The following is a 10,773-nucleotide window of genomic DNA, read 5'->3' on the forward strand; positions in this document are numbered from 1 at the left end:
TATTGATTGATTTTCCTCCATTGTATTACAGGTCGTAAACTTTTGTCGAATGTCCACGGTGTCTATTTCCAATTCACTGCCAAATTTCACCGCACTTTAATGTGACATGTGTTCGTTGATGTTATTGAAGCAGTAATTTGAGAAGATATCAATTGTCTATAACGCAATAAATTTCTTGTGTCATGAATGCCTAGAAATTAACAAGAATTATTAGGAAAAATTGGTATATAAAAAAAGACACTATATTATAGGCGGAGTATTGATAAAACATGAGGGAATTGAAATGAATTGGGTTTGGTTTGCGATAGGCTCCGCGTTTTTTGCAGGATTAACCGCGATTTTAGGAAAGTTAGGTGTTGAAGGATTAAACAGTAATTTAGCCACATTTATTCGTACCGTAGTAATTTTATTTGTTGTAATAATTATTATTTCAATACGAAATGAATGGCAATTACCTCAGCATATTGCCGCTAAACCGGTAATTTTTCTTGTGTTGTCCGGGGTTGCTACCGGGCTTTCTTGGCTTCTATATTATCGAGCTTTACAACTTGCGCCGGCTTCTTGGGTTGCGCCTATTGATAAATTAAGTGTGGTAATTGCGATTATATTAGGGGTAACTCTTTTAGGTGAACCGCTTAGTATGAAATTGCTTGTTGGCGCAGGGTTAATTCTTTCCGGCGTGTTGGTGCTAGCATTGTAAAACGCCCTGAAAAACGACCGCACTTTTAGTATCATTCATAAAAATAGCTCCCATTGGGAGCTATTTTTATGTTGAGGATAAAGAATTAGCCTTTGTAGTTGTAAATATGAGCAACTAAGTCTAATACTTTGTGTGAATAACCGGTTTCGTTATCGTACCAAGAGACAAGTTTCACGAAAGTGTCGGTTAATGCGATACCTGCAGCGGCGTCAAACACAGAAGTGAATGAGCAACCGTTGAAGTCGGTAGAAACTACTGCATCTTCAGTGTAGCCTAAAACGCCTTTCATTTCGTTTTCAGAAGCACGTTTTAATTCTGCACAGATTTCAGCGTAAGTTGCCGGTTTTTCAAGGTTAACGGTTAAGTCAACAACAGATACGTTTGGTGTAGGAACACGGAATGCCATACCGGTTAATTTACCGTTTAATGCCGGGATTACTTTACCTACTGCTTTAGCTGCACCGGTAGAAGATGGGATGATGTTTTGTGCCGCACCACGACCACCGCGCCAGTCTTTAGCAGATGGACCGTCAACGGTTTTTTGTGTTGCTGTAGTTGCGTGAACAGTGGTCATTAAACCGTCTTTGATACCGAATTTATCGTTGATAACTTTGGCTAATGGCGCTAAACAGTTCGTTGTACAAGACGCGTTAGAAACGATGTCTTGACCTTTGTACGCATCAAAGTTTACACCGCGTACGAACATTGGGGTGCTGTCTTTAGATGGACCGGTTAACACAACTTTTTTCGCACCTGCAGTGATATGTTTACGAGCAGTTTCATCCGTTAAGAATAAACCGGTTGCTTCAACTGCAACATCAACACCGATTGCGCCCCAGTTAAGGTTTGCCGGATCACGTTCAGCTGTTACACGGATAGTTTTGCCGTTTACCACTAAGTTGCCGTCTTTCACTTCAACAGTGCCATCGAAACGACCATGTGTTGAATCGTATTTCAACATGTAAGCCATGTATTCAACGTCGATTAAGTCGTTGATACCTACAACTTCGATGTCATCACGATGTTGTGCTGCGCGGAATACAATACGGCCGATACGACCGAAACCATTGATACCAATTTTAATTGCCATAAGATTTCACCTTATATTTTTAAGTTAAACGAAAAGGTTAAACTCGGTAGAAATGAAAATATCCGCCTACCAATTTTGTGTGAGATTATAGCACGCTTTCCCAATCTTGAGAAAGTATCTATTCTCAGATAAATAGAAAAACACGATCAAAAATTCTGTAAAAAATGACCGCACTTTTGCTGATTTTTTATTGGGTTAGAGGCATAATAAACAAAATTATTGACGAGAGAATCATTATGTTACAAGGCAATTTATATATTATCTCTGCGCCGAGTGGTGCCGGAAAATCATCGTTAATCGCGGCGCTATTGAAACAAAACAATCTGCATCAAATGATGGTGTCGGTTTCTCATACTACCAGACAACCTCGTCCGGGTGAAAAAGAGGGCGTGCACTATTATTTTGTTTCTCATGACGAGTTTGAAAATTTGATTGAACAAAATGCGTTCTTGGAATATGCCAAAGTTTTTGGTGGCAATTATTACGGCACTTCTTTATTTGCGATTGAAGAAAATTTAGCCAAAGGGATTGATGTGTTTCTCGACATTGACTGGCAAGGCGCACAACAAATCCGTGAAAAAGTGCCTAATGTAAAAAGTATTTTTATTTTGCCTCCGTCTTTAGATGAACTAGAAAATCGTTTAATTGGGCGCGGACAAGACAATGCGGAAGTGATAGCTGACAGAATGGCAAAAGCCATCAGTGAAATTTCCCATTACAATGAATACGATTACGTCATCGTGAACGATAATTTTGAGCAGGCGCTGGCTGACTTACAGGCAATCTTGCGCGCAGAGCGATTAACCCTGACGCATCAGCAGCAAGAAAATCAAGGCTTGATCGAACAATTGCTGGATAAATAAGGCATGTTTTAGTATCATGTCCGCCCTTTAGATTCATATTAGATTTAGCAAACTGGAGTAATTTATGGCTCGTGTAACCGTGCAAGATGCAGTAGAAAAAATTGGTAACCGTTTTGATTTAATTTTAACAGCTGCCCGTCGTGCAAGACAATTACAGCTACATGCGCGTGAACCGTTGGTGCCGGAAGATAATGACAAACCAACTGTCATCGCGTTACGTGAAATTGAAAAAGGCTTGATTAATAACGATATTTTAGATGCTCAAGAACGCCAAGAACATTTGGCGATGGAAAGAGCGGAAGTGAACGCCGTTTCTTTATTATCCGAATAAAGTGCGGTCAAAATTAACCACGTTTTTTTAATTAGGCGGGTGTGTTTTGTATTTATTCGAAGGTTTACATCATATTATTCAGGGGTATTTGCCACCTGAGCAAATTGAATTGGTTAAACGTGCATTTGTGATTGCTCGCGATGCACACGAAGGACAAGCACGCTCTAGCGGTGAGCCCTATATCACCCATCCTGTCGCCGTGGCGTCTATCATTGCTGAAATGCGATTAGATCATGAAGCCGTCATGGCGGCTTTGTTACATGATGTTATTGAAGATACGCCTTATACCGAAGAACAGTTGAAAGATGAATTCGGCGCCAGTGTGGCCGAAATTGTTGAAGGGGTATCAAAGCTCGACAAACTCAAATTCAGAACGCGTCAAGAAGCGGAAGTGGCAAACTTCCGCAAAATGATCCTGGCAATGACCAAGGATATTCGCGTCGTTCTTATCAAACTTGCCGATCGTACCCACAATATGCGCACACTTGGCGCATTGCGTCCTGATAAACGTCGTCGTATCGCCAAAGAAACGTTAGAAATTTACGCCCCTCTAGCGCATCGTTTGGGTATCGAACACATCAAAAATGAACTGGAAGATCTTGGCTTTGAAGCCATGCATCCGCAACGTTATGCCGTTCTACAAAAGGTTGTGCAAATCGCACGCGGCAATCGTAAAGATATGATTGAGCGTATTTCTGCAGAAATTAAAGGTCGATTAGACGATGTGGGCATTCAAGCGCGCGTGTTTGGACGCGAGAAACATCTCTATGCCATTTACCAAAAAATGCGCTTAAAAGATCAGCAGTTTCATTCCATTATGGATATTTATGCATTCCGCACCGTCGTGGATAATTTGGATACCTGTTATCGCGTGTTGGGGCAAATGCACAGTCTTTATAAACCGCGTCCGGGTCGGGTAAAAGATTATATTGCTGTGCCAAAAGCCAATGGCTACCAGTCTTTGCATACGTCGATGATCGGCCCGCATGGCGTGCCGGTGGAAGTGCAAATTCGTACCGAAGAAATGGATCAAATGGCCGAAATGGGCGTGGCAGCACATTGGGCCTATAAACAAGGTGGACGTAACGATAGCACAACCGCACAAATTAAAGCGCAACGCTGGCTACAAAGTTTAATCGAGCTACAACAAAGTGCGGGTAACTCCTTTGAATTCATTGAAAGTGTAAAATCCGAATTCTTCCCGAAAGAAATTTATGTTTTTACCCCGAAAGGGCGTATTGTTGAATTGCCGAAAGGCGCAACACCGGTCGATTTTGCTTACGCGGTGCATACGGATATAGGAAAAAACTGTGTTGCTGCAAATGTGGATCGCAAGCCGTATCCGTTATCCCAAGCGCTGGAATCCGGGCAAACCATTGATATTGTCACTTCACCGAATGCTAAGCCGAATGCCGCATGGCTGAATTTTGTGGTTACCGCCAAAGCCCGTTCAAGTATTCGTCATGCATTGAAAAACTTACGTCATGATGAAGCTGTTGAATCCGGTAAACGTCAACTCGTACATGCCTTGAGTCCAATCAAATTAGATGATCTCAACCCTGAATATGTACGAAATGTATTGATCGATCTTAAATTAGCCGATTTGGATGATTTATTTATGGAAATCGGTTTAGGTAACCAAATGAGCAGCGTGATCGCGCACCGCTTGTTAGGGGAATCTATCGAAATTGATACGGATGGTAATCCGGACAACAATAGCAGTCCATTAGAAATCAATGCGAATGGTGGTTTATTAACCACGTTTGCACAGTGTTGCCATCCTGTGCCGGGCGATCCAATCATTGCTTACGCCAGCCCGGGTAAAGGCTTGGTTATTCATCATGAAGCCTGTTCGAATTTGAAAGATCGTAAAGATAACCCAAAACATTATATGTCGGTTGATTGGGAAAAAAGTAGCGCTCAACTTGAATTTGAAGCGGAACTGCGCATTGAAATGCTCAACCAACAAGGCACATTACCCCATCTGATGTCCGCCATTTCGTCTATGGACAGCAATATCCAAAGCATTTGGACGGAAGAACAGGAAGGACGTTTGTATCAAATCGTCGTGCTTTTGACGGTCAAAGATAAAAAACATCTCGAACAAATTATTCGTAAAATTAAAGCTATTCCTGAATTAATCAGCATTGAACGCAACATTAATCAATAAATGAATACCCAATTATTAGACGCGATTCCGCTTACAGCCATTTCCGGTGTTGGTGCCGCGATAGCTGAAAAGTTAGGCAAATTGGGTATTTTTAATTTACAGGATTTGCTATTTCACCTTCCCCTTCGTTACGAAGATCGCACACGAATCACACCCATTGCTGATTTACAGGCTGATCAGTACGCCACGATTGAAGGCGTAGTCCAAAGCGCAGAGGTGCAATTTGGGCGCCGCCCCATGCTGATGGTTTACCTTTCTGATGGCACATCCAAATTAGCATTACGTTTTTTTAACTTTAATGCCGGCATGAAAAATAGCCTACAGCCCGGCGCTCGGGTGAAAGCTTTTGGCGAAGTACGCCGTGGGCGTTTTATGGCAGAGATTCATCATCCTGAATATCAAATTATTCATGATAATAAGCCGCTCATTTTGGCGGAAACGCTAACGCCCATTTATCCAGCGACAGAAGGGTTAAAACAAACGTCTTTGCGTAAACTTATCGCTCAGGCTCTACAGGTATTGGAAAAAACACCATTAGCGGAATTATTGCCAACGGAGTTTAATCCGCATCCTTTTGATTTGAAATCGGCGATTCAATTTTTGCATAATCCGCCGCCGGATGTTTCGTTGGTCACCTTAGAAGAAGGCAAACACCCTGCACAACAGCGCCTGATTTTTGAAGAATTGTTAGCATACAATCTTGCGATGCAAAAAGTGCGGTCAGGAATTCAAGCAAATTTAGCCGAGTCTTTAATACCTCGCTCCAATTTAAAACAACGTTTTTTAGCGCAGTTGCCTTTCCAACCAACGAAGGCTCAGCTGCGGGTAACGGAAGATATAGAACAAGACATTGCTCAGATTTATCCGATGATGCGCTTGGTACAGGGCGATGTGGGATCCGGTAAAACATTGGTCGCAGCACTGGCGGCGTTGACGGCAATCGATAATGGCAAACAAGTGGCGTTAATGGCACCAACGGAGATTTTGGCGGAACAGCATGCCACAAATTTTCGCCGTTGGTTTGAGCCGCTTGGTATTCAAGTCGGTTGGTTGGCAGGAAAAGTCAAAGGGAAGCAACGTATTGCCGAGTTGGAAAAAATAAAAAACGGTACGGTTCAAATGGTGGTGGGGACGCACGCCCTATTCCAAGATGAGGTTGCATTTCATAATCTGAGTTTAGTGATTGTGGATGAGCAACACCGTTTTGGTGTACACCAACGTTTAATGTTGCGTGAAAAAGGCAATCAAGCAGGTGTTTATCCTCACCAACTTATTATGACCGCCACGCCGATTCCACGCACATTGGCTATGACTGTATATGCCGATTTGGACACCTCAATTATTGACGAACTGCCGCCGGGGCGTACACCGATTACGACCATTGCCATTTCTGAAGAGCGTCGTGCGGAAATTATCGAGCGAGTCAATGTGGCCTGCTCGCAGGAAAAGCGGCAGGCTTATTGGGTTTGTACCCTGATTGATGAATCGGAAGTGCTGGAAGCTCAGGCCGCGGAGGCAGTAGCAGAAGATCTTCATAAAATCTTACCGCACTTGCGTATTGGCTTAGTCCATGGGCGGATGAAACCAAGTGAAAAACAAGCTGTCATGGAGCAATTCAAGCTTGCCGAGCTAGATTTGTTAGTTGCCACCACAGTGATTGAAGTAGGCGTGGATGTGCCAAATGCCAGTTTAATGATCATTGAAAATGCTGAGCGTTTAGGACTCTCCCAGCTTCATCAGCTTCGCGGTCGTGTTGGGCGAGGAAGTACAGCCTCTTTTTGTGTCTTGATGTATAAACCGCCACTTGGCAAAATTTCGCAGAAACGCCTGCAAGTCATGCGTGATACACAAGATGGTTTTGTGATTTCGGAAAAAGATTTAGAAATTCGTGGCCCGGGCGAAGTGCTTGGTACGAAACAAACCGGCATAACCGAATTCAAAGTAGCAAACCTCATGCGCGATCGTAAAATGCTCCCAACTGTCCAATTTTATGCTAAACAATTGGTACTCAAATATCCGCAAACAGCAGAATTGCTCATTCGCCGATGGCTTAATAATCGAGAGATTTATAGCAATGCCTGATTCGATTTTTGCGCGTTTAAGCTGGCAATATGAAAACTCGCCAGAGATTAAACATATTCCTCTTTCCATTCAGCAGTGGCTATTTGAAAAAGGATCGCTGACGGCGAGATTGAAGCAACATTGCCATCAATTTGAGGTGAAAGTGCAGTCGGAAAAATGGATAGAAAAAACATTTGAAAATGAGACCGCACTTTTGCCCGAGGGACTTTACTGGTGTCGTGAAGTGGTATTGCATGGTAATGGAAAACCTTGGGTAGAAGCGCGCACGTTAATTTCTAAAGCGTTATTCACCCATTATCAATCACTGTCCACATTAGGCGATAAACCGATTGGTGAATGGCTGTTTTCACTATCAGCGCAAAGGGTTGGGACTCAATGGGCACAAGATTCGGAAAATGGTTTATATGCACGCCGTTCGCTATTCTTAGTACAAGAAATGCCGTTGCCTCATTAGCGAGCTTTTCCTTGAGAACAGCTTGATAAGCGAATAAAATTACGCAAATTTTTACATAAAATGACTCATGAATATTCAATCCAAACCGACCATTCTTTTTTTTGATTCAGGCGTTGGGGGCTTGAGCGTATATCAGGAAGTTAAACAGCTTTTACCTGATTATCATTATTTATATTGTTTTGATAATGCGTATTTCCCTTATTCTGAAAAGCCAGAAGAGGGTATTGTTGAGCGTACGTTAAAGATTTGCCAACGTATCGAGAAGCTGTGTCCTTTAGATCTTATTGTTATCGCCTGTAATACGGCAAGTACGGTGGTTTTGCCGGTATTGCGTAAACATTTTTCTATCCCTATTGTTGGTACGGTACCGGCGATTAAACCTGCAGCAGAACAAACGAAAACTAAACATATTGGTTTGCTTGCTACTAAGGGAACGGTAAAACGTCAGTATTTATCTGATTTAATTGATAAATATGCTTCTTTTTGTCAGGTTGAGAAAATTGGTAGTACAAAATTAGTGGAATTGGCTGAACACAAGTTGCATGGTTATCCTATTGATTTAAATGAGATAAAAGCAGAATTGAGCGAATGGGAAAATATACCTGATTTAGACGCTGTCGTGCTAGGTTGTACGCATTTCCCGTTGCTCAAATCTGAAATTCAGCAATGTTTACCGCAAGTTAAGTATTTTATTGATTCCGGCGCAGCAATTGCGAAACGGGTGAAATCTTTACTTAAAGACGTAAAAGTGCGGTCAAAAAATCAAATGAATTCTCAAGTATTTTGTACTAAGCCGCTTGTAAAAGAAGACAGCCTATTAGAGCTTATTCATTCATTAGGCTTTGAAAAGTTAAGTTTACTGGATATTGATAGCGAAATTTTGTGCGATTCTGACAAAAAATAATCAATTAAAAAATATTTTGCAAAAAATCGCAAAAAGGGGTTGCAAGGCCATGATAAATGCCTATAATACGCCCCCACAACGACGCGCCGTTGTAAAGCATAAAACTGCGCGTCGTTTTTTGTTCTTTAACAATCAATCAGACAAACTGTGTGGGCACTTGAAGATTCGTTTTTATCATTAAAGATTTTAAAATTGAACTGAATAGTGCTACGAAAATTCGTTTATTTATATAGATGATTAATTAAGTCAGCAGTATTGAGCGATTAAACTTTTTGAACTGAAGAGTTTGATCATGGCTCAGATTGAACGCTGGCGGCAGGCTTAACACATGCAAGTCGAACGGTAACAGGAGAGAGCTTGCTTTCTTGCTGACGAGTGGCGGACGGGTGAGTAATGCTTGGGAATCTGGCTTATGGAGGGGGATAACGACGGGAAACTGTCGCTAATACCGCGTAGAGTCGAGAGACGAAAGTGCGGGACCGCAAGGCCGCATGCCATAGGATGAGCCCAAGTGGGATTAGGTAGTTGGTGGGGTAATGGCCTACCAAGCCGACGATCTCTAGCTGGTCTGAGAGGATGACCAGCCACACCGGGACTGAGACACGGCCCGGACTCCTACGGGAGGCAGCAGTGGGGAATATTGCGCAATGGGGGCAACCCTGACGCAGCCATGCCGCGTGAATGAAGAAGGCCTTCGGGTTGTAAAGTTCTTTCGGTGACGAGGAAGGCGTGATGTTTAATAGGCATCACGATTGACGTTAATCACAGAAGAAGCACCGGCTAACTCCGTGCCAGCAGCCGCGGTAATACGGAGGGTGCGAGCGTTAATCGGAATAACTGGGCGTAAAGGGCACGCAGGCGGCTATTTAAGTGAGGTGTGAAATCCCCGGGCTTAACCTGGGAATTGCATTTCAGACTGGGTAGCTAGAGTACTTTAGGGAGGGGTAGAATTCCACGTGTAGCGGTGAAATGCGTAGAGATGTGGAGGAATACCGAAGGCGAAGGCAGCCCCTTGGGAATGTACTGACGCTCATGTGCGAAAGCGTGGGGAGCAAACAGGATTAGATACCCTGGTAGTCCACGCTGTAAACGCTGTCGATTTGGGGATTGGGCCTTGAGCTTGGTGCCCGAAGCTAACGTGATAAATCGACCGCCTGGGGAGTACGGCCGCAAGGTTAAAACTCAAATGAATTGACGGGGGCCCGCACAAGCGGTGGAGCATGTGGTTTAATTCGATGCAACGCGAAGAACCTTACCTACTCTTGACATCCATGGAATCTTGTAGAGATATGAGAGTGCCTTCGGGAACCATGAGACAGGTGCTGCATGGCTGTCGTCAGCTCGTGTTGTGAAATGTTGGGTTAAGTCCCGCAACGAGCGCAACCCTTATCCTTTGTTGCCAGCGATTCGGTCGGGAACTCAAAGGAGACTGCCGGTGATAAACCGGAGGAAGGTGGGGATGACGTCAAGTCATCATGGCCCTTACGAGTAGGGCTACACACGTGCTACAATGGCGTATACAGAGGGCGACGAAGCCGCGAGGTGGAGTGAATCTCACAAAGTACGTCTAAGTCCGGATTGGAGTCTGCAACTCGACTCCATGAAGTCGGAATCGCTAGTAATCGCGAATCAGAATGTCGCGGTGAATACGTTCCCGGGCCTTGTACACACCGCCCGTCACACCATGGGAGTGGGTTGTACCAGAAGTAGATAGCTTAACCTTCGGGAGGGCGTTTACCACGGTATGATTCATGACTGGGGTGAAGTCGTAACAAGGTAACCGTAGGGGAACCTGCGGTTGGATCACCTCCTTACCAAAGATAGAATCGACTTTAAGTGTTCACACAGTTTGTTTGATGGTTGTAGACAAGGAAAGAACAAAATACTAAAGAGAAGAGAGCATCTTTATATGCTGTCCCCATCGTCTAGAGGCCTAGGACATCGCCCTTTCACGGCGGTAACCGGGGTTCGAATCCCCGTGGGGACGCCATTTAAAGATGATTTTTCATCTTTACTGTTCTTTAAAAATCTGGAAACAAGCTGAAAACGAGACTTTCAAGAAAGTCTGAGTGAGAGTGATTGATAAAAGGCGATTACTCTTAATTAACTGTTATTAATCGTAGTTGAAGTGTTTGAGGCTTATTGTTTAATGTTATTTAAATAATAAGGTAAGAATACT

8 protein-coding genes, 1 tRNA gene and 1 rRNA gene are annotated in these 10,773 nt (G+C 43.4%); 9 read left to right on the forward strand and 1 reads right to left on the reverse strand.

Annotation, left to right across the window (positions count from 1 at the left end):
- Positions 1–283: 283 nt before the first annotated feature.
- Positions 284–700 (forward strand): EamA family transporter, encoded by a 417-nt coding sequence (locus DQN58_RS04740; protein WP_032997777.1) that lies wholly within the window; start codon positions 284–286, stop codon positions 698–700.
- Positions 701–785: 85 nt separating this feature from the next.
- On the opposite strand, the gene gap is transcribed toward DQN58_RS04740, so the two are convergent.
- Positions 786–1,790, reverse strand: coding sequence for a type I glyceraldehyde-3-phosphate dehydrogenase (gene gap, locus DQN58_RS04745; RefSeq protein ID WP_006717279.1), 1,005 nt, complete (start codon positions 1,788–1,790; stop codon positions 786–788).
- 236 nt (positions 1,791–2,026) lie between these two features.
- Between gap and gmk the strand changes: the two genes are divergently transcribed.
- The 8 genes from gmk (at position 2,027) to DQN58_RS04785 (ending at position 10,584) form a co-directional block, all read left to right on the forward strand.
- On the forward strand, positions 2,027–2,653 hold the full coding sequence (gene gmk / locus DQN58_RS04750) for a guanylate kinase (protein ID WP_032997778.1): 627 nt from the start codon (positions 2,027–2,029) through the stop codon (positions 2,651–2,653).
- Positions 2,654–2,717: 64 nt separating this feature from the next.
- Positions 2,718–2,984: a DNA-directed RNA polymerase subunit omega gene (rpoZ, locus tag DQN58_RS04755; protein WP_006717281.1), complete on the forward strand. Its 267-nt coding sequence runs from the start codon at positions 2,718–2,720 to the stop codon at positions 2,982–2,984.
- Between the two features lie 46 nt (positions 2,985–3,030).
- Complete coding sequence (spoT, locus tag DQN58_RS04760) at positions 3,031–5,154, forward strand: bifunctional GTP diphosphokinase/guanosine-3',5'-bis pyrophosphate 3'-pyrophosphohydrolase (protein ID WP_006717282.1); 2,124 nt, start codon at positions 3,031–3,033, stop codon at positions 5,152–5,154.
- Entirely contained in the window at positions 5,155–7,236 is a 2,082-nt protein-coding gene (recG, locus tag DQN58_RS04765; RefSeq protein ID WP_006717283.1) for an ATP-dependent DNA helicase RecG, read from the forward strand.
- Positions 7,229–7,690, forward strand: a complete 462-nt coding sequence (locus DQN58_RS04770; RefSeq protein WP_006717284.1) for a chorismate--pyruvate lyase family protein — start codon at positions 7,229–7,231, stop codon at positions 7,688–7,690. The genes recG and DQN58_RS04770 overlap by 8 nt, the downstream gene beginning before the upstream one ends.
- A gap of 67 nt (positions 7,691–7,757) precedes the next feature.
- Complete coding sequence (gene murI / locus DQN58_RS04775; RefSeq protein ID WP_006717285.1) at positions 7,758–8,594, forward strand: glutamate racemase; 837 nt, start codon at positions 7,758–7,760, stop codon at positions 8,592–8,594.
- A gap of 274 nt (positions 8,595–8,868) precedes the next feature.
- Positions 8,869–10,408 (forward strand): 16S ribosomal RNA (locus DQN58_RS04780).
- Positions 10,409–10,508: 100 nt separating this feature from the next.
- Positions 10,509–10,584 (forward strand) — tRNA-Glu (locus tag DQN58_RS04785).
- Positions 10,585–10,773: the final 189 nt, after the last annotated feature.

It is taken from the genome of Aggregatibacter segnis ATCC 33393 (assembly GCF_900476035.1).
GTDB classification, from domain to species: Bacteria; Pseudomonadota; Gammaproteobacteria; order Enterobacterales; family Pasteurellaceae; genus Aggregatibacter; species Aggregatibacter segnis.

Coding starts and splice junctions, on each gene's coding strand:
- DQN58_RS04740 (WP_032997777.1), top strand. CDS start 284: ATGAATTGGGTTTGGTTTGCGATAGGCTCCGCGTTTTTTGCAGGATTA.
- murI (WP_006717285.1), top strand. CDS start 7,758: ATGAATATTCAATCCAAACCGACCATTCTTTTTTTTGATTCAGGCGTT.
- recG (WP_006717283.1), top strand. CDS start 5,155: ATGAATACCCAATTATTAGACGCGATTCCGCTTACAGCCATTTCCGGT.
- rpoZ (WP_006717281.1), top strand. CDS start 2,718: ATGGCTCGTGTAACCGTGCAAGATGCAGTAGAAAAAATTGGTAACCGT.
- gmk (WP_032997778.1), top strand. CDS start 2,027: ATGTTACAAGGCAATTTATATATTATCTCTGCGCCGAGTGGTGCCGGA.
- DQN58_RS04770 (WP_006717284.1), top strand. CDS start 7,229: ATGCCTGATTCGATTTTTGCGCGTTTAAGCTGGCAATATGAAAACTCG.
- gap (WP_006717279.1), bottom strand. CDS start 1,790: ATGGCAATTAAAATTGGTATCAATGGTTTCGGTCGTATCGGCCGTATT.